The organism is Streptomyces sp. NPDC104831, assembly GCF_055583025.1.
In genome coordinates, this window is sequence record NZ_JBVJOT010000013.1 from 14353 (window position 1) to 31567 (window position 17215).

The 17215-nt window shown below is 72.8% G+C and carries 16 protein-coding genes and 3 pseudogenes; 9 read left to right on the forward strand and 10 right to left on the reverse strand.

All coding sequences use genetic code 11. The annotated features are described in order from the left end of the window. Both ACZ63H_RS11760 and ACZ63H_RS11765 read left to right on the forward strand, forming a co-directional pair. A pseudogene (locus ACZ63H_RS11760) lies at positions 1-711 on the forward strand (DEAD/DEAH box helicase); the annotation flags it as partial. A gap of 203 nt (positions 712-914) precedes the next feature. Beyond that, positions 915-1808 (forward strand): alpha/beta fold hydrolase, encoded by an 894-nt coding sequence (locus ACZ63H_RS11765; protein WP_469863880.1) that lies wholly within the window; start codon positions 915-917, stop codon positions 1806-1808. Here the strand turns inward: ACZ63H_RS11765 and ACZ63H_RS11770 are convergent. After that, the gene (locus ACZ63H_RS11770; RefSeq protein ID WP_469864046.1) at positions 1805-2713 is read right to left on the reverse strand and encodes an NYN domain-containing protein; all 909 of its coding nucleotides are present in this window, start codon (positions 2711-2713) and stop codon (positions 1805-1807) included. The two genes, ACZ63H_RS11765 and ACZ63H_RS11770, sit on opposite strands and share 4 nt — an antisense overlap. Before the next feature lie 207 nt (positions 2714-2920). Between ACZ63H_RS11770 and ACZ63H_RS11775 the strand changes: the two genes are divergently transcribed. After that, complete coding sequence (locus ACZ63H_RS11775; protein WP_467933407.1) at positions 2921-3073, forward strand: hypothetical protein; 153 nt, start codon at positions 2921-2923, stop codon at positions 3071-3073. Between the two features lie 54 nt (positions 3074-3127). Here the strand turns inward: ACZ63H_RS11775 and ACZ63H_RS11780 are convergent, their stop codons facing one another. The 3 genes from ACZ63H_RS11780 to ACZ63H_RS11790 all read right to left on the reverse strand — a co-directional run bounded on the left by ACZ63H_RS11780 (position 3128) and on the right by ACZ63H_RS11790 (position 5520). Beyond that, positions 3128-3733: a MarC family protein gene (locus ACZ63H_RS11780; protein ID WP_189997359.1), complete on the reverse strand. Its 606-nt coding sequence runs from the start codon at positions 3731-3733 to the stop codon at positions 3128-3130. 73 nt (positions 3734-3806) lie between these two features. Further along, positions 3807-4664 carry a PHP domain-containing protein gene (locus ACZ63H_RS11785; protein ID WP_469863882.1) on the reverse strand — a complete coding sequence of 286 codons (858 nt, stop codon included), beginning with the start codon at positions 4662-4664 and terminating at the stop codon, positions 3807-3809. Positions 4665-4878: 214 nt separating this feature from the next. Then, entirely contained in the window at positions 4879-5520 is a 642-nt protein-coding gene (locus ACZ63H_RS11790; protein WP_467933403.1) for a DUF6758 family protein, read from the reverse strand. 168 nt (positions 5521-5688) lie between these two features. Here ACZ63H_RS11790 and ACZ63H_RS11795 point away from each other — a divergent pair, with 168 nt between their 5' ends. Further along, positions 5689-6912, forward strand: a complete 1224-nt coding sequence (locus ACZ63H_RS11795; protein WP_469863884.1) for an MFS transporter — start codon at positions 5689-5691, stop codon at positions 6910-6912. 52 nt (positions 6913-6964) lie between these two features. On the opposite strand, the gene ACZ63H_RS11800 is transcribed toward ACZ63H_RS11795, so the two are convergent. After that, the gene (locus ACZ63H_RS11800) at positions 6965-7549 is read right to left on the reverse strand and encodes a suppressor of fused domain protein (RefSeq protein WP_318201538.1); all 585 of its coding nucleotides are present in this window, start codon (positions 7547-7549) and stop codon (positions 6965-6967) included. 458 nt (positions 7550-8007) lie between these two features. On the opposite strand from ACZ63H_RS11800, the gene ACZ63H_RS11805 reads away from it, so the two are divergent. Both ACZ63H_RS11805 and ACZ63H_RS11810 read left to right on the forward strand, forming a co-directional pair. Continuing rightward, positions 8008-9132 (forward strand): magnesium and cobalt transport protein CorA, encoded by a 1125-nt coding sequence (locus ACZ63H_RS11805; protein ID WP_469863886.1) that lies wholly within the window; start codon positions 8008-8010, stop codon positions 9130-9132. A 54-nt stretch (positions 9133-9186) separates the two neighbouring features. Then, the gene (locus tag ACZ63H_RS11810) at positions 9187-9702 is read left to right on the forward strand and encodes a hypothetical protein (RefSeq protein ID WP_469863888.1); all 516 of its coding nucleotides are present in this window, start codon (positions 9187-9189) and stop codon (positions 9700-9702) included. A 148-nt stretch (positions 9703-9850) separates the two neighbouring features. Here the strand turns inward: ACZ63H_RS11810 and ACZ63H_RS11815 are convergent, their stop codons facing one another. After that, a complete protein-coding gene (locus ACZ63H_RS11815) occupies positions 9851-10597 on the reverse strand; it encodes a hypothetical protein (protein ID WP_469863890.1) in 747 nt (248 codons plus the stop codon). 190 nt (positions 10598-10787) lie between these two features. On the opposite strand from ACZ63H_RS11815, the gene ACZ63H_RS11820 reads away from it, so the two are divergent. Genes ACZ63H_RS11820 through ACZ63H_RS11830 form a run of 3 tightly spaced genes read left to right on the forward strand, consistent with a single transcriptional unit; the run spans position 10788 to position 13855 of the window. Continuing rightward, positions 10788-12077 carry a magnesium transporter MgtE N-terminal domain-containing protein gene (locus tag ACZ63H_RS11820; protein ID WP_467933395.1) on the forward strand — a complete coding sequence of 430 codons (1290 nt, stop codon included), beginning with the start codon at positions 10788-10790 and terminating at the stop codon, positions 12075-12077. Further along, positions 12067-12678: a DUF1003 domain-containing protein gene (locus ACZ63H_RS11825; protein WP_469863892.1), complete on the forward strand. Its 612-nt coding sequence runs from the start codon at positions 12067-12069 to the stop codon at positions 12676-12678. The genes ACZ63H_RS11820 and ACZ63H_RS11825 overlap by 11 nt, the downstream gene beginning before the upstream one ends. A 43-nt stretch (positions 12679-12721) precedes the next feature. After that, entirely contained in the window at positions 12722-13855 is a 1134-nt protein-coding gene (locus ACZ63H_RS11830) for an Mrp/NBP35 family ATP-binding protein (protein ID WP_469863894.1), read from the forward strand. Between the two features lie 86 nt (positions 13856-13941). Here the strand turns inward: ACZ63H_RS11830 and ACZ63H_RS11835 are convergent, their stop codons facing one another. The 4 genes and pseudogenes from ACZ63H_RS11835 to ACZ63H_RS11850 form a co-directional block, all read right to left on the reverse strand. Next, positions 13942-14604 (reverse strand): hypothetical protein, encoded by a 663-nt coding sequence (locus ACZ63H_RS11835; protein ID WP_469863896.1) that lies wholly within the window; start codon positions 14602-14604, stop codon positions 13942-13944. Between the two features lie 238 nt (positions 14605-14842). Continuing rightward, positions 14843-15286 carry a sec-independent translocase gene (locus ACZ63H_RS11840; RefSeq protein ID WP_469863898.1) on the reverse strand — a complete coding sequence of 148 codons (444 nt, stop codon included), beginning with the start codon at positions 15284-15286 and terminating at the stop codon, positions 14843-14845. Between the two features lie 84 nt (positions 15287-15370). Next, positions 15371-15688 (reverse strand): annotated as a pseudogene (locus tag ACZ63H_RS11845) (PDZ domain-containing protein); the annotation flags it as partial. Then, positions 15681-17215 (reverse strand): annotated as a pseudogene (locus ACZ63H_RS11850) (S1C family serine protease); the annotation flags it as partial. The pseudogenes ACZ63H_RS11850 and ACZ63H_RS11845, both read right to left, overlap by 8 nt.

Sequence of the window (17215 nt, forward strand, 5' to 3'; positions counted from 1 at the left end):
ACCCCCGAGGCCGAGACCGAGGCCAAGCCCCGCCGCACCCGCAAGACGGCCACCGCCACGCCGGAGACCGCCGAGACGGAGACGGAGCCCAAGCCGAGCCGCACCCGCAAGACCGCGGCCGCCGCCGAAGCCCCCGAGGCCGAGACCGAGGCCAAGCCCCGCCGCACCCGCAAGACGGCCACCGCCACGCCGGAGACCGCCGAGACGGAGACGGAGCCCAAGCCGCGCCGCACCCGCAAGACGGCCGCGACGGCACCGGAGGCGACCGAGGCGGAAGCGGAGGCCAAGCCGCGCCGCACCCGTAAGACCGCGGCCGCCGCCGAAGCCCCCGAGGCCGAGACCGAGGCCAAGCCCCGCCGCACCCGCAAGACGGCCACCGTCGCGCCGGAGGCGACCGAGACGGAGACGGAGCCCAAGCCGCGCCGCACCCGCAAGACCGCGGCCGCCGCCCCCGCTGCCGCGGACGCCGGTGACGGGGAAACGGCCGCCGCTCCGAAGGCGCGCCGGACCCGCAAGGCCACGGCTGCCGCGGAGGCCGCCCCGGAGATTCCGGCGCAGGCCACCGAGGAGCCGGAGGTCAAGCCGCGGCGCCGGACCCGCAAGGCGGCGGAGCCCGCCGCCGAGGCGGCCGGTGACGGCGCCGGGGCGACGGCGCCCAAGCCGCGCCGGACCCGCAAGGCCACGGCTGCCGCGGAGGCTCCCGAAGCCTGATCCGACGGCAAGGCACAGCAGCACCGGTCCGATGGCCGGGTTCACGACAGTGGACCCGGCCATCGGCGTCTTCGGCCGAGCCGGACCGGGAGCCCGACAGCGGCCTTCTCCCCCAGGCCCCCTGCTGCACCGGCCCGCCCCCGGCCGCCCCCTGGCCGGACACCGCCCGCTCCCCTGCCCCGCCCTCCCGATAGCCTCTCCCCATGAGCAGGCCCGCCACCTTCGTCCCGCCGCCCGGTGCCCGTGCGTACGCGCTGCGGACGGGGCGCGGGGAGTTCGCCGTGGTCGACGCGCCGGTGGCCGCCGGTGTCGAGCCGAGGGGGGTCGCGCTGCTGCTGCCGGGGTTCACCGGGAGCAAGGAGGACTTCAATCCGCTGCACGCGCCGCTCGCCGAGCGCGGGTACCGGACCGTCGCCGTGGACGGGCGGGGCCAGTTCGAGTCGGACGGCCCGGTGGCGGACGAGTCGGCCTACGCGCAGGAGGAGCTGGCGCGGGACGTGCTCGCGCAGGCGGAGGCCATCGGCGGCCCGGTGCATCTGCTGGGGCACTCCCTGGGCGGCCAGATCGCGCGCGCGGCCGTGCTGCTCGACGCCTCGCCCTTTCTGTCGCTCACCCTGATGGCCTCCGGCCCGGCGCGGATCTCGGCGTCGCAGCGGCAGCGCGTGAAACTGCTCCGGGACGCCCTCGCGGTGCTGAGCATGGCGGAGGTGTGGGAGACGATCCAGGCGATGGAGCCGCCGGAGGAGACGCGGACGCCCGCGCTCGACGCCGGCCTGGACGACCGGGACGACCTGCGGCGCCGCTGGCTGGGCACCCGGCCCGCCCAGCTGCTGGCCACCGGGCGCCAGTTGTGCACGGAACCGGACCGGGTCGCCGAACTGGCGGCCCTGCCACTGCCGTTCCACGTGCTGTCGGGCGCGCGGGACGACACCTGGCCGCTGCCGCTCCTCGACGACATGGCCGTACGGCTCGGGGCCCGGCGCACGGTCGTCGAGGACGCCGAGCACTCCCCGAACACCGACCGGCCCCTGGAGACGGCGCGGGCGCTCGCCGACTTCTGGGACGACAGCGCGGGCCCCGCCCGGGGCCCGGCCTAGAACTGCGTCCGCAGCTGCTCCCAGAAGCCGTCCCTGAGCGCACGGCGCAGCTCCGCCTGGCCGCGCAGGGAGTACTGGAGCAGTTCCTCGGCCTCGACCAGCAGGTCCTGGTCGACGTGGCCCGGCAGGTAGGGATGGCCGGGGAACAGTTCGGCGAGGGCTTCCCGGCCCTGGGAGGCGAGCCACTTGGCCGCGATCCGGGCGCCGACGAAGCGGACGTCCTCGCGGGTGGGGCGGGCCGTGCCGGTGGCGTCGTAGGCGGCGGCCGTGCGCCGGGAGACGTACGGCTTGAAGAAGTCCAGGTCGAAGGTGCGCTGGCTGTCGACCTCCCAGAGCAGCGGCTCGGCCTGGTTGCGGCCCTCGGGTGCCTCGACGCCCCAGAGGTGGACGCGGGCGCCGTAGCCCTGGGCCGCCTCGACCGCCGAGACCAGGTCCTCGTCGCCGCCGAGGAGGGCCGCGTCGCTGATCGCGCGATGCCGCGCCAGTGACTCCAGGTCGGTGCGGATCAGCGAGTCGACGCCCTTCTGCTGGTTGTTGGCGTTGAGGTTGCCGAGGCGGACCTTGACGTCGGGCAGTTCGGCGATGACCTGCTGTTCGGCGGTGTGGATGCGGCGCCGGGCGCCGTCGTACCAGTAGACGCGCAGCAGCCGGCTGTCCGCGAAGATGGTGCGGGCCCGGTCGATCAGGGCGTCGATCAGGCCCTCGGCGTCCAGGTCGAAGGCCCGGCGGTCCTCGGTCCCGGCGACCAGCCGGCCGGCGGCGGCGTACAGGTAACCGGCGTCGACGAAGATCGCGTGGGTCGAGGGGGTCTTCGCCACCTCGGCGAGCATGCGCTCCAGCAGCGCGTTCGTGCGTTCGATGTGCGCTTCGAGGGTGGCGGCCAGGTCGTCGTTCATTGTCTCCATTGTCCCGGTGGTCACAGTGCGAACACAACCGGTCCCGCTCGGCCCCTTCCTCTCCGCTTACCGGTCAGTTATTAGTCGTTCGAAAAATTTATTTAGCGTAGGGAATGTTCGTAACAAAGGAAGCGTTGACTACGAACGGCACCGGATGCACCGGCTGTCACACCAGTAGTTCTCCGCAGGAGGATGACCAGACGAAGGGAGAAGCCCATGCGCTTCGAAATCATGCGACTCGACGAGATCGACGGCACCGCCGTCGACAGCACCGTCGTGGACGCCGCCTCCGTCAACCGGATCGTTCAGCAGGCCGCCGCCATCGGACAGCGCCTGTGGATCCGCCCGGCCGAGGCCCAGGCCTCGTAGCCCGCACGCGGGCTTTCGCCACTCAAGCTTTCCGGGGGAGCCGAGCCGACCGGGTCAGCTCCCCCGGATCACCTGAGTGACACCGTTGATGATCTGCTGCACGGCGATCGCGGAGAGCATCATGCCCGCGAGCCGTGTCACCAGGACGACACCGCCGTCCTTGATGACCCGGATGATCAGCAGCGAGTAGCGCATCACCAGCCACAGCACGACATGGATGGCGAGGATCGCGGACCACACCGAGATCTGCGTGGTCACGCTGTGGGCCTTCTGCACGGCCAGGATGACGGACACGATCGCACCGGGCCCCGCGAGCAGCGGCATGCCGAGCGGCACGAGGGCGACGTTGACGTCCTTGGTCTGCTTCGGCTCGTCGGTCTTGCCGGTGAGCAGGTCCAGCGCGATCAGCAGGAGCAGCAGCCCGCCCGCGATCATTAGCGCGGGCACGGAGACGTGCAGGTAGTTGAGGATCTGGTGGCCCAGGACGCCGAAGACGGCGATGACGCCGCCCGCCACGCAGACGGCCTGGAAGGCCATCCGCTTCTGCACCTTGGCCGGCCGTCCGGCGGTCAGGGCGAGGAAGATCGGGGTGATCCCGGGGGGATCCATGATGACGAAGAGGGTCAGGAACAGGGAGCCGAAGACGGCGATGTCGAACATGGGGGAAGTGCAGGCCTTGCGGGAAGAGGGAGAAGGGGCGTGAGGGGGTGCGGCGGACCGGCCCCGGAGGACCTCAGGCTCCGCCGGTGCCCGGCACCGGGAACGCGCCCGTCGCCCGCCGGGTGATCTCCCCGTACACCTCGGGGTCGGTCGTGTACGCGCCCAGCGTCACGTTCTTGCGGCTGCCGTGGTAGTCCGAGGAGCCCGTGACCAGCAGGCCCAGTTCCTTCGCCAGACCGCGCAGGCGGGCCCGGGCGTCGGCGTCGTGGTCCATGTGGTCGACCTCGATGCCGTCCAGTCCGGCCTCGGCCATCTCCGCGATCCGGGAGTCCGGCACGGTGCGGCCCCGCTTGGCGGCGGCCGGGTGGGCGAAGACGCAGACCCCGCCCGCGGCCTTGACCAGCCGCATCGCCTCGAAGGGGTCGGTCTCGTGCTTCTCCACGAAGGCCCGCCCGCCGTCGGCCAGCCAGTCCTCGGTGAACGCGTCGCTCACCGTCGGCACGACCCCCAGCTCCACCAGCGCGGTGGCGAGGTGCGGACGCCCGACGGAACCTCCGGCGGCGATCCGCTCGACCTGCTCCCAGGTGACCGGCACGCCCAGCGCGTTCAGCTTGGCGATCATGCCCTTGGCCCGCGGCACCCGGTCGTCCCGGACCAGCTCGCGCTCGGCGAGCAGGGCGGGCTCCTCGGGGTCGAAGAGGTAGGCCAGCATGTGCATCGAGATGCCGTCGACCCGGCAGGACAGCTCGGCCCCGGTGACCAGGGTCAGCCCTTCGGGCAGCGCGGCGATGGCCTCGCCGTACCCGCGGGTGGTGTCGTGGTCGGTCAGCGCGACGACGTCCAGTCCGGCCGCGGCGGCGTTGCGCACCAGTTCGGCCGGGGTGTCCGTACCGTCGGAGGCCATGGAGTGGCAGTGCAGATCGATGCGCACGACGACTCCAGACAGACGGACGGAAGGGACACGGACACCTAAGGATAGCGAGGTTTTCCGTCCCCGACTGTCACACCCGAACCCGCGAAGCGACCTTTACTCCACCGCCCCCGAGGGGCCTGGGCCGGTACCGGACGTGCGGCGCCGCCGCGTGAGCGCGGGAAACCGCGGAAGACCCGCCGCCCGCACGACGGAACCGGCACCCCCGCGGGCGCTAAGGCCGGAGCAGGCGCGGCGACAGCGCTCCGCACGGCACCAGGTCTATCTCCGCGCCCGCGTCCCGCAGATCCGTCAGCACCAGTTCGTCGTACATGAGGAGCCCGGACCGCTCGGGCCAGATCACCGCCCACAGCCACATGCCGAGCGCCTCGCCGGCGAAGACGGCCCGGTCGTCGGGCGTGCGGTAGACGTGCCAGAGCGGGGTCGGGCGGCCGGCGGCCAGCACCTTGGCCTGCGGCGGCTTCTCCACGTTCATGTACGACCCCGGGTCCGGGCCGTCGATGCCGGCGTAGCGCGCGCCGAGGCCGACGCCCAGTTCCTCGGCGATCAGGATCAGCTCACCGGGGCCGCCGAGCGGGCCGGGGCCCGAGCAGGCCACCGCGGTCGCGCGGCCACCGCTGCGGTCGTCCCCGGCGTACGCCACGCCCGTGAACAGCCATCCGACCGGCAGCGGCCACGGCATCCACACCGGCACCTGGGTGCGGTGCACGACGACGTTGAGCGCCTCGACGCTGGGCGGGATCACGGGCTGCAGCGGATACACCGTGCCGTGCACATCGCACTGCCACGCATCGGCGAAGAGTCCGGGAGCCCTGACCCGGCCACCACATCTCGGGCAACTGGGTTCGCCCCTCATAGACCTCCACGGTCCTACCCCCGACCGCCCACGTCAAGGATGATCACCCGTCCGGACGGAAGAGCCGACCATACGCCTGACCGGCCGATATAGATGCATCTTGCATTAATTAGATGCGCTAACTTACTATGTGCATAACCCAACTATCTAGCGGGATGGGAGAAGCACATGGACCCCCTAGACGCGGGTGCCGGCGGCATCCTGCGGCAGCCCAAGGCGGTCTGGGCCACGGCCGGCGCCTCCGTCGTCGCCTTCATGGGCATCGGCCTCGTCGACCCGATCCTGCCGTCGATCGCCCAGGGCCTCGACGCCACCGCCAGCCAGGTGTCCCTGCTCTTCACCTCGTACTTCCTGATCACGGCCGTCGCCATGCTGCTGACCGGCTTCGTCTCCAGCCGGATCGGCGGCAAGAAGACCCTGCTGCTCGGCCTCGCGTTCGTGGTCGTGTTCGCGGGCCTGGCCGGCACCTCCGGCTCGGTCGGCCAGCTCGTCGGGTTCCGGGCCGGCTGGGGCCTCGGCAACGCGCTGTTCGTCTCCACCGCCCTCGCGGTGATCGTGGGCGCGGCCGCCGGGGGCAGCGCGGCGGCGATCCTGCTGTACGAGTCCGCGCTCGGCCTCGGCATGGCCTGCGGCCCGCTGCTCGGCGCGGTCCTCGGCAACGCCAGCTGGCGCTATCCCTTCTTCGGCACGGCGACGCTGATGGCGATCGGCTTCCTGTGCATCACGGCGTTCCTGAGGGAACAGCCCCGGCCGGCCCGCAAGACCTCGGTCATGGACCCGCTCAAGGCGCTCGGCCACGGCGGTCTGGCCTCGGCGGCGGCCTCGGCGTTCTTCTACAACTACACCTTCTTCACCGTGCTGGCCTTCACGCCGTTCGTGCTGGACATGACGCCGTACCGGTCGGGCGCGGTGTTCTTCGCCTGGGGTCTGCTGCTCGCCGTCTTCTCGGTGATCGCGGCCCCGCGCATGCAGAAGCGGTTCGGTTCGCTGAAGGTGCTCGGCGGCTCGCTGGTGCTGCTCGCGGCGGACGTGCTCGTGCTCGGCTACGGCGGCCACACCGCGGCCATCGTCTGCACGATCCTGTCCGGCGCCTTCATCGGCGTGAACAACACCGTCTACACCGAGCTGGCGCTCGGCGTGTCGGACGCCCCGCGGCCGGTGGCGAGCGCGGGCTACAACTTCGTGCGCTGGTTCGCCGCCGCCGCGGCGCCCTACTTCGCCCCGAAGATCGAGGAGTGGACCGACATCCACATGCCGTTCGTGGTCGCCGCCGTCACGGCGGTGCTGGGCGCGCTCGTGGTCGTCGTCCGCCGCCGGGCCCTCGTCCACGAGGCGGAGCGGCTCCAGCCGGGGCACGCGACCGAGGACGGCGTCGGGGTCTTCGCCAACTGACCGGATCCGGCCTTGCGTTGGTGAGATCGGTCACCTCGCGGCCGGTGCCGGGTCAGTCCAGCGGGACGGATGCGCGGGCGGGGTCCCTCAGGTCCGTCCCGTTCGCCAGCCAGCGTTCCTGGAGGGCCTGGGCGCCGTGCACCCGCTTCCAGGCGGCCTCGTTCGGGGTCATCGGCAGCAGCGGCAGGAACCGTACGGGGTCCATCGGGGCGTCCAGCTCCAGGTCCTCCACCAGCCCGCCGGGCTCGCCCACCAGAACCGAGGTGAAGGGAGCGCCGGGCCACAGCGGCCCGCCCACGTCCAGGGAGGCGCCGGGGGCCACCACCAGGCCCTCCACCTGCGGGCTCGCGGCCAGGACGGCGAGCGGGCGGAGCAGTTTGTCGGTGTCGGCGAGGCCCGCGCGGACGGACAGCACCAGTTCGGCGCGCGGCCCCTCGACCGGGTCGGCGAGCATCGCCGTGGGGTCGGTCATGGGCTGCCGGGACATCCCGAGGGTGGCGTACCGGACGACGTCCCCCTCGTGGAAGCGGAGCACCTCGATGCGGTCCGTGCCGAGGAAGGTGACGGCGGCGCGCGCGTCCGGCTCGCCCAGCGCGGTGGTCAACCGGGCCTCGACCAGAGGAAGAACATCAGCCATGCGGCGAGCATAGAACTCGTCAGCAGCGGGCAAAGCGGCACCTTGACAGTACGGGCGACTGATACTCTGAGCCGGTGGTTCGGGGCGACACGCGGAAGCGTCGCTGTCAAGCCCCGACACCGTTGAGACTCCCTTACGAGGGACCGGCCGGAGGAGGTGGGGCTGCCATGGATCGAAGTCGACCGTGCAGTACCACTCGCTCTTCCGGCCGCTGACACAGTTACCGGCTGGCCGCCGTCTTCCTTTGCGCATCGTCGTTCGGAAGAGCACCTCGTTTCGCTTTGCCTGATCTGTCTGATCTGCATCAGTTCTGCATCGGCAGTGAATCCGCCACCGCGACGGTGCGGTGCTCCCCGCTTTGTGGACGTGCCCCGCACGCACAGCCAGGACGTCCCCATTCCGGGTAGTTCCACCCGTTGCCGCGCGCTTTCGCCGCCCGCCCGCGAAGGAGCCTGCCCATGTCGATGATCCGCGACCTGCGTGCCGTGGTCCGCCCCTCGTCCCGCGTCTCGCTGCGCAAGGACCCCGGGACGTCGTACGACACCACGCGCGACCCCGCGACCCCCTCGGCCGTCGTCGACTGCGCCGTCTACCGCGACGGCGCCCGGGTGCAGAGCGCGGGGCCGCTGAGCCCGCAGGAGGCGATGCGGCAGGTGCGCCGCGACGGCGGGTTCGTCTGGATCGGGCTGCACGAGCCGACCGAGGCGGAGTTCGCCGGTATCGCGGGCGAGTTCGGGCTGCACCCGCTGGCCGTGGAGGACGCCGTCCAGGCGCACCAGCGGCCCAAGCTGGAGCGTTACGACGACTCGCTGTTCACGGTGTTCAAGACCATCCACTACGTCGAGCACGACCGGCTCACCGCCAACAGCGAGGTCGTCGAGACCGGCGAGGTCATGTGCTTCACCGGGCGGGACTTCTTCATCACCGTCCGGCACGGCGGCCAGGGCTCGCTGCGCGCGCTGCGCCACCGCCTCCAGGACGACCCGGAGCTGCTCGCCAAGGGCCCCTCGGCCGTGCTGCACGCCATCGCCGACCATGTGGTGGACGGCTACATCGCGGTCGCGCACGCGGTGCAGGACGACATCGACGAGGTGGAGACCGAGGTCTTCTCGCCCGGCCGCAAGGGCGGGGTCTCGCGCGGTGTCGACTCCGCGCGCATCTACCAACTCAAGCGCGAGGTACTGGAGTTCAAGCGTGCGGTGGCGCCGCTGCTGCGGCCCATGCAGCTGCTGAGCGAGCGGCCGATGCGGCTGATCGACCCGGACATCCAGAAGTACTTCCGGGACGTCGCCGACCACCTGGCCCGGGTGCAGGAGCAGGTCATGGGCTTCGACGAGCTGCTCAACTCCATCCTCCAGGCCAATCTGGCCCAGGCGTCCGTCGCGCAGAACGAGGACATGCGCAAGATCACCGCGTGGGCGGCCATCATCGCCGTACCGACGATGGTGTGCGGGGTGTACGGCATGAACTTCGAGCACATGCCCGAGCTGCACTGGCGGTACGGCTACCCGGTGATCATGGGCATCACCGCCGCGATCTGCCTGGGCATCCACCGCACGCTGAAGCGCAACGGCTGGCTGTGAACGGCCGGTGCGGGCCGGTCGGCGGGCCGGTGGCGCCTGGATAGGCTGGGGCACATGACAAGCGAGCTGCTCGACCGGGCCCTCATCGAGGAGGCCGCGAAGAAGTCCGGCCTCGTCTGGGTCGGGGGCGCCGGTGCCCCGGCCGCGCGGGCGCTGTGGCACGTATGGCACGAGGGCGCGGTGTGCGTGGTCGGCGACGGGCCGGGTGAGCAGCCGCTGGCGGGGCTCGCCGACGGGGGCTTCGCCGAGGTGAGCGTGCGCAGCAAGGACAAGGGCGGCCGGCTGGTGACGTTCCCGGTCACCGTGTCCGAGGCGGCACCCGGGACCGAGGTGTGGGAGGCGACGGTCGCCGAGCTGAAGGGCAAGCGGCTGAACGCCCCCGACGGCGAGGAGATGCCGGCCCGCTGGGCCCGCGAGTGCCGGGTGCTGCGCCTGGTGCCGACGGGTGCGGTGGCTCCGCTGCCCGACGGCAGCCTGGCCGAGCGCCCGGTCCCGACTCCGGTCACCACGCGCGAACCGGTGCCGGCGGGCCTGCCGAAGCTGCTGATGCGGCGCGGGAAGAGGAAATGACGGACTGACCCCGGCTGCGGCCCCGCCGGGCCGGGCGGCGGGGCGGACCTCCTTCGTCCGCGGCGCGCGGCCGAGGGCGCACGGTGGTCGTCGCAGACGCGCGGCCCCCGGGCCGGCCGGCCCGCTGCGGCTGCGGCTACGGCTACGGCTACGACGTCGGCAGCTGCCGGCCGTAGTCCACCGTCTCCGACTTCGCCGGTTCCTCCACGGTGAAGTCCCGGCCCCAGTCCGAGAAGCGGAGCGTCCCCGCGTCGCCGGCCCTGACCAGCCGCAGCGGGTAGGGGGTGCCCTGGAGGGACACGTCCAGCGTGCCGCCCGAACCCTGGTCGCCGGTGATGCGGATCGTGCGGGTACCCGACCCGTCGGCGTGCCGGCCGTCCGTCGCCAGCGCGCCGTGCAGCGTCAGCAGGCCGTCGAGGAGGACGTCCTTGTCCGTGAAGCCGCTGAACTTCTTGTACGCGGGATCCCCCTGCGGCACCTTCACGTACTTGCCGTCCAGCTTGCCCGAGGCGTCGTCGCCGCCGTCGGCGTGGCTCCAGAAGTCCGCGCCGGCCTTCAGATACAGCTCCTCGCCGATCCGCAGCAGCTTGAACGTCGTGTCCTGCGCGGTCACCGACCCGGTGCCGCCGTCGGCCTTGAGCCGCATATCCAGCCGGTACGTACGGCCGCTGCTGACCACGGTGCCGGACAGCCGTACCGCGCTCGCCGCGTCCGCCGCGGCCCGCGTCCTCGCCTGGATCCGGTCGGCGGGCAGCTTGCCGACCCCGTTCGTCCCGGCGTCGGGATCGTCGCCGCCCCCGCAGCCCGACAGCGCCAGCGCTCCCGTCACGGCCAGTGCGCAGGCCGTGGTCGCCCAAGCGGTGCGGCGGGTACGGCCCCGGGGGATCGCAGTCACGGAGGAAGCTGCCTTTCTGACGGTTCCTGAGCGGCGTACGCAGGGTACCGGGGCTCCACCCGCACGGCGGAGCCAGTCCGTCCGGACCGCCCACCAGGGCGTATCCGATCAGGACGGGCTAGCCTGAAGCACACCCGTGCGGGCATAACCGAGCAATGCACACAGACCCCCACGCAAAGGAAGCACCGACATGGCAGCCGGCGCCCCCCGGATCTTCGTCTCGCACCTGGCCGGGGTCCCCGTCTTCGATCCGGCCGGCGACCAGGTGGGCCGCGTCCGCGACCTGGTCGTCATGCTGCGCGTCGGCAGACGGCCACCACGCGTCCTGGGACTGGTCGTGGAGCTGTCCACCCGGCGCCGGATCTTCCTGCCCATGACCCGGGTGACCGGCATCGAGTCGGGCCAGGTCATCACCACCGGCGTGGTCAACGTCCGGCGCTTCGAGCAGCGGCCCACCGAGCGGCTGGTCTTCGGCGAGCTGCTGGACCGGCGGGTGACGCTGGTGGAGACCGGCGAGGAGGTCACCGTCCTCGACGTGTCCGTGCAGCAGCTGCCCGCCCGCCGGGACTGGGAGGTCGACCGGGTCTTCCTGCGCAAGGGGCGCAAGGGCGGCGCCTTCCGGCGGGCGAAGGGGGAGACGCTCACCGCCGAGTGGTCGGCCGTCACCGGGTTCTCCCTGGAGGAGCACGGGCAGGGCGCCGAGAGCCTGCTCGCCACCTTCGAGCAGCTGCGCCCGGCCGACCTCGCCAACGTCCTGCACCACCTGTCCCCGAAGCGGCGCGCGGAGGTGGCCGCCGCCCTGGACGACGACCGGCTCGCCGACGTGCTGGAGGAGCTGCCGGAGGACGACCAGATCGAGATCCTCGGCAAGCTGAAGGAGGAGCGCGCGGCGGACGTGCTGGAGGCGATGGACCCGGACGACGCGGCCGACCTGCTGGGCGAGCTGCCCGAGGAGGACAAGGAGCGGCTGCTGAGCCTGATGCAGCCCGCCGACGCGGCCGACATGCGCCGCCTGATGGCGTACGAGGAGCACACCGCCGGCGGTCTGATGACCACCGAGCCGATCGTGCTGCGCCCGGACGCCACCGTCGCCGACGCGCTCGCCCGGGTCCGCAACCAGGACCTCTCCCCCGCCCTCGCCGCGCAGGTCTACGTCTGCCGCCCGCCCGACGAGACCCCGACCGGCAAGTACCTGGGCACCGTGCACTTCCAGCGGCTGCTGCGCGACCCGCCGTACACCCTGGTCAGCTCGCTGGTGGACCACGATCTGCAGCCCCTGGACCCGGACGCGGCGCTGCCGGTCGTCGCCGGGTTCTTCGCCGCCTACGACATGGTGGCGGCGCCCGTGGTGGACGAGTCGGGGTCGCTGCTCGGCGCGGTGACCGTGGACGACGTGCTGGACCACATGCTGCCCGACGACTGGCGGGAGACGGAGTTCCATCTGGACGAGGGAGAGGAGGCGCCCCCGCATGGCTCCTGAGCGCGAGTCCGCGGCCCGCGACCGCAATCCGGCGGGCGCCACGGCCGCCGGCCGGCCCCGGGCCCGGCTGGACCAGCCGCGCCCGCCCCGGCGCCGGTTCCTGCCCGAGTGGGACCCGGAGGCCTTCGGGCGGCTGTCGGAGAAGATCGCCCGGTTCCTCGGCACGGGGCGCTTCATCGTCTGGATGACGGTCGTCATCATCGTGTGGGTGCTGTGGAACGTCGCCGCGCCCCGCCATCTGCGGTTCGACGAGTACCCGTTCATCTTCCTCACCCTGATGCTGTCCCTCCAGGCGTCCTACGCGGCCCCGCTGATCCTGCTCGCGCAGAACAGGCAGGACGACCGGGACCGGGTCAACCTGGAGCAGGACCGCAAGCAGAACGAGCGGTCCATCGCCGACACCGAGTACCTGACCCGGGAGGTGGCCGCGCTGCGCATGGGGCTGGGCGAGGTGGCCACCCGCGACTGGATCCGCTCCGAGCTCCAGGACCTGGTGAAGGAGCTGGAGGAGCACCGCCGGTACGACGGGCAGGCGGGTCAGGTCGTATTCCCGGCGGAACGGACGGAACGCCCCCCGGGACGTGACACAGACGACCGCTGAAGGGCATCCCTCAGGCCCCTCGGCGGGCCGTACCATCGTCCTTATGGCTACGGAAGACGCGGTGCGCGAGGCACTGGCGACGGTGAACGACCCCGAGATCAACCGCCCGATCACCGAACTCGGGATGGTCAAGTCCGTGGAGATCGGCGCGGACGGAGCGGTCGCGGTCACCGTGTATCTGACGGTGTCCGGCTGCCCGATGCGGGACACCATCACGCAACGCGTCACCGAGGCGGTCTCGCGGGTCGAGGGCGTCACCCGGGTCGACGTCACCCTGGACGTGATGAGCGACGAGCAGCGCAAGGAGCTGGCGGCGGCGCTGCGCGGCGGCCAGGCCGAGCGCGAGGTCCCCTTCGCCAAGCCGGGCAACCTCACCCGGGTCTACGCGGTCGCCTCCGGCAAGGGCGGCGTCGGCAAGTCCTCGGTCACGGTGAACCTGGCGGCGGCGATGGCGGCCGACGGCCTGAAGGTCGGTGTCGTGGACGCCGACATCTACGGCCACAGCGTGCCGCGCATGCTGGGCGCCGACGGCCGGCCCACCCAGGTCGAGAACATGATCATGCCGCCGTCCGCGAACGGCGTGAAGGTCATCTCCATCGGCATGTTCACGCCGGGCAACGCCCCGGTCGTGTGGCGCGGCCCGATGCTGCACCGCGCCCTCCAGCAGTTCCTCGCCGACGTCTACTGGGGCGACCTGGACGTCCTGCTGCTGGACCTGCCGCCCGGCACCGGTGACATCGCGATCTCCGTGGCCCAGCTGGTCCCGAACGCCGAGATCCTGGTCGTGACGACCCCGCAGCAGGCGGCGGCCGAGGTCGCCGAGCGCGCCGGTTCCATCGCCGTGCAGACCCACCAGAAGATCGTCGGCGTGGTCGAGAACATGTCCGGCCTGCCCTGTCCGCACTGCGGCGAGATGGTCGACGTCTTCGGCACGGGCGGCGGGCAGCTGGTCGCCGACGGCCTCACCCGCACCACGGGGGCGACGGTCCCGGTCCTCGGCAGCATCCCCATCGACGTCCGCCTCCGCGAGGGCGGCGACGAGGGCAAGCCGGTGGTCCTGACCGACCCCGGCTCCCCGGCGGGCTCGGCCCTGCGCGCGATCGCGGGCAAGCTGGGCGGCAGGCAGCGCGGTCTGTCGGGCCTGTCCCTGGGCATCACCCCGAAGAACAAGTTCTGACAGGTCTTCAGCACTTCCACGGGGGGGCGCCGGAACACCGGCGCCCCTTCGTCGTCGCGTGTGCGCTCGTCGTGCGCACGCGCTCGTCAGGCGTACGCGGCCACGTCCTCGACCACGGCGAACCCGAGCCCGTACGCGCTCATGCCCCGTCCGTACGCGCCCAGGTGGACCCCCGCCCCGGTCGTGCCGGCCAGCACCCATCCGTACGCGGACTCCCGGTAGTAGAACGACGCCGCGGCCCCGTCCACCGGCAGGGAGAGCCGGCTCCACTCCGGTCCTTCCAGATCGTCGGCCAGGGCCCACGCCGTCTCGGTCTGCTGCTCCAGCCAGTCGTCCCGCAGGCCGTGGTCCATCTGCCCCGGCCAGGTGAACGACAGCAGCCCCACCCCGGCCAGCCACGCCGCGGAGGACACCGACGTCGCCTCCAGCAGCCCGGTGCCGTCGGCACTGCGCCGGGACGGCTGCGCGGCGACGGTCACGACCACCGTGAACTTCTCCCGGGACTCCCCGGTGCCGGACTCGCCCCGCACCGAGGGCTCGTCCCCGTGCCCGATCGAACCGTGTTCCACGGCACCGTCGGCCGTCGTGCCGACCTGCATCAGCCAGCGCGGCCCGGTGAACGCCTCGTCGAGCCCGTACCACGGGAAGGGCGCCCGCAGGTAACCGTCGACCGTACGCCGGCCGGAGGGGAGCTGTTGTCCGCCCTCCGCGGCCGGCGCCTGCGCGCCCACCCGACTCGTCGTCTCCATCTGCCCGGACGCCTCCTCGCTCTCGTCGGACCGGGTGGCCCGCCCCCCTTCGGGCGTACGCGTCCGGTCCGCACAACAACTCGGCAGCATATCCACACCGCTGAGAGCGGCAGGGCAGGCGCTGGATGCGTGGGTCGCGCGAACGGCCTGTTCAGGCCGTGTGCGACGGGCGCACGCTATGAAACACGTCACGTGTGCGGCGTACGCCCGCCTGCGTGTCGGGAGGAGGAAGCGGGGCTTATGTGGCGTCCGCGTCGAAGGGCGGGCGGTCGTCGCCGGGGCCCTCGGGCTTCTTCGTCATGTCGACGCGCCCGCCGGAGGAGGGGGACGAGGAGGGGGGCAGGGACGGCGCGTCGCCGTCGCGGCCGTGGACGGCGTCCGTGACCTCGGCCATCTCCTTCTTCAGGTCGAAGCCGTTGCGGATCTCCTTCAGGCCCAGGTCCTCGTTGTCCAGCTGCTTGCGGAGGAAGGTCTTGGGGTTGAGATCCTCGAACTCGAAGTCCTTGAACTGCGGTCCCAGTTCGTCACGGATGTCCTGCTTGGCGCTCTCGGAGAACTCGCGGATCTTCCGGATCGTGCGCATCACGTCCTGGATGACCTTGGGGAGCTTGTCCGGACCGAAGACGAGCACGGCGAGCACGATGATGGTCACCAGCTCCAGTGGCCCTATGTCATTGAACACCTGACGCTCCTTGCGATGTCCTCGGTCGCTCAACGGTACCCGGCCATCCCGTCCGACCGGTACCGTCCCGAGGTGAGACTTCTGTCAGTTCCGGTCGGACGCGCCCAGTACGAGTGACACCTCCCGCCGCGTACCACCCCGTTCGACCGTCAGCCGCAGCCGGTCGCCGGGCCGGTGGGCGCGGATCCTGACGATCAGTTCCGGTCCGGTGTGCACGCGCCGGCCGTCGGCCCCGGTGATGACGTCGCCCGGCTCCAGGCCGGCCCGCGCGCCGGGGCCGCCCCGGGTGACGGCGGGGCCGCCGTTCGCGCCCTTGTCGCCGACGCGGGCGCCGTCGCCGGTGTAGCCCATGTCGAGCGTGACGCCGATCACGGGGTGGGTGGCGTGGCCGTGGTCTATCAGCGGGCCGGTGGGCGCGGATCCTGACGATCAGTTCCGGTCCGGTGTGCACGCGCCGGCCGTCGGCCCCGGTGATGACGTCGCCCGGCTCCAGGCCGGCCCGCGCGCCGGGGCCGCCCCGGGTGACGGCGGGGCCGCCGTTCGCGCCCTTGTCGCCGACGCGGGCGCCGTCGCCGGTGTAGCCCATGTCGAGCGTGACGCCGATCACGGGGTGGGTGGCGTGGCCGTGGTCTATCAGCTCCTCGGCGACCCGCTTGGCCTGGTTGACGGGTATGGCGAAGCCGAGGCCGATGGAGCCGGCCTGGTCGCCGTCGGTGCCGGAGCCGCCGCCGGCGGAGCGGATGGCGGAGTTGACGCCGACGACCCGGGCCCGGGAGTCGAGCAGCGGGCCGCCGGAGTTGCCCGGGTTGACGGGGGCGTCGGTCTGGAGCGCGTCGACGTAGCTGACGTCGCTCGCGTCGCCCTTGTCCCCGCCGGCCGTAATGGGCCGTTCCTTGGCGCTGATGATGCCGGAGGTGACCGTGTCGGCGAGGTCGAAGGGGGCGCCGATCGCGACGACGGGGTCGCCCACCCGGACGGCGTCGGAGTCGCCGAGGGGCAGCGGGGTGAGTTCGTCGACGCCGCGCACCCGGACGACGGCGAGGTCGTAGCCGCTGTCCCGGCCGACGACCTCGCCCCGCACGGTGTCGCCACCGCTGAAGGTCACCTCCGTCTCGCCGTCCGGCCCTGCGGGCGCGACGACGTGGTTGTTGGTGAGGATGTGCCCGTCGGCGTCCAGCACGAAGCCGGTGCCGGTGCCCGCCTTCCCGCCGCCTCGCACGTGCAGGGTGACCACGCCGGGCAGGGCGCGGGCGGCGATCCCGGCCACGCTGTCCGGCGCGCGGCCGGCCGGCACCTCTCCGGCCCGCGGCAGCCGTGCGCCGCCGAGGCCCTCGCGTTCGACGTGGGCGCCGACGACTCCGCCGATCCCGCCGGAGACGGCGGCGACCGCGAGGGTCCAGGCGATGGCGTACCGCCGGGCCCGCCGCCGGCGGGCGTCCGGCGACAGCACCTTGGCCCCCGTCTGCTGCAACGGCCCGCGCGCGGCCCAGGGGTCGTACCGCCCCCAGGGATCGGCACCCGGCACCCCGGGATCCGCGGCCTGCGCGGGCACGTGGGGCGGGGGCGCGTCCTGGGGCGCGGCGGACACGGGGGCCGGGGCGGGTGGGGCGCTCCGGGAGACGTCGGACACCGGGGCCGCAGCCGACGGGGCGGGCTCGGCGGGCACGGCCGCCGTGAGGGGCGCCGCAGCCGACCGGGCGGGGGCAGGGGGCACGACCGCCGTGAGGGGCGCCGGGGGCGCGGGCGCGGGAGTCGCGGCCGCCGTGGCGGGGGCCGGAGCCGGCGGGACGGGAGCCGGTGAGACCGGGGGCGTGTCCTGGCGGGCGGCGGAGGTCGCTGCCGCCGTGGCGGGGGCCGGAGCCGACGTGTCGGGGCTCGCCGCCATCGTGACTGACGTCGGGGACGCGGGCGCGGGCGTGCCGTGCCCCG

Coding starts and splice junctions, on each gene's coding strand:
- ACZ63H_RS11830 (WP_469863894.1), top strand. CDS start 12,722: ATGGCTACGGAAGACGCGGTGCGCGAGGCACTGGCGACGGTGAACGAC.
- ACZ63H_RS11820 (WP_467933395.1), top strand. CDS start 10,788: ATGGCAGCCGGCGCCCCCCGGATCTTCGTCTCGCACCTGGCCGGGGTC.
- ACZ63H_RS11800 (WP_318201538.1), bottom strand. CDS start 7,549: ATGGCTGATGTTCTTCCTCTGGTCGAGGCCCGGTTGACCACCGCGCTG.
- ACZ63H_RS11805 (WP_469863886.1), top strand. CDS start 8,008: ATGTCGATGATCCGCGACCTGCGTGCCGTGGTCCGCCCCTCGTCCCGC.
- ACZ63H_RS11835 (WP_469863896.1), bottom strand. CDS start 14,604: ATGGAGACGACGAGTCGGGTGGGCGCGCAGGCGCCGGCCGCGGAGGGC.
- ACZ63H_RS11780 (WP_189997359.1), bottom strand. CDS start 3,733: ATGTTCGACATCGCCGTCTTCGGCTCCCTGTTCCTGACCCTCTTCGTC.
- ACZ63H_RS11765 (WP_469863880.1), top strand. CDS start 915: ATGAGCAGGCCCGCCACCTTCGTCCCGCCGCCCGGTGCCCGTGCGTAC.
- ACZ63H_RS11775 (WP_467933407.1), top strand. CDS start 2,921: ATGCGCTTCGAAATCATGCGACTCGACGAGATCGACGGCACCGCCGTC.
- ACZ63H_RS11810 (WP_469863888.1), top strand. CDS start 9,187: ATGACAAGCGAGCTGCTCGACCGGGCCCTCATCGAGGAGGCCGCGAAG.
- ACZ63H_RS11825 (WP_469863892.1), top strand. CDS start 12,067: ATGGCTCCTGAGCGCGAGTCCGCGGCCCGCGACCGCAATCCGGCGGGC.
- ACZ63H_RS11790 (WP_467933403.1), bottom strand. CDS start 5,520: ATGAGGGGCGAACCCAGTTGCCCGAGATGTGGTGGCCGGGTCAGGGCT.
- ACZ63H_RS11770 (WP_469864046.1), bottom strand. CDS start 2,713: ATGGAGACAATGAACGACGACCTGGCCGCCACCCTCGAAGCGCACATC.
- ACZ63H_RS11795 (WP_469863884.1), top strand. CDS start 5,689: ATGGACCCCCTAGACGCGGGTGCCGGCGGCATCCTGCGGCAGCCCAAG.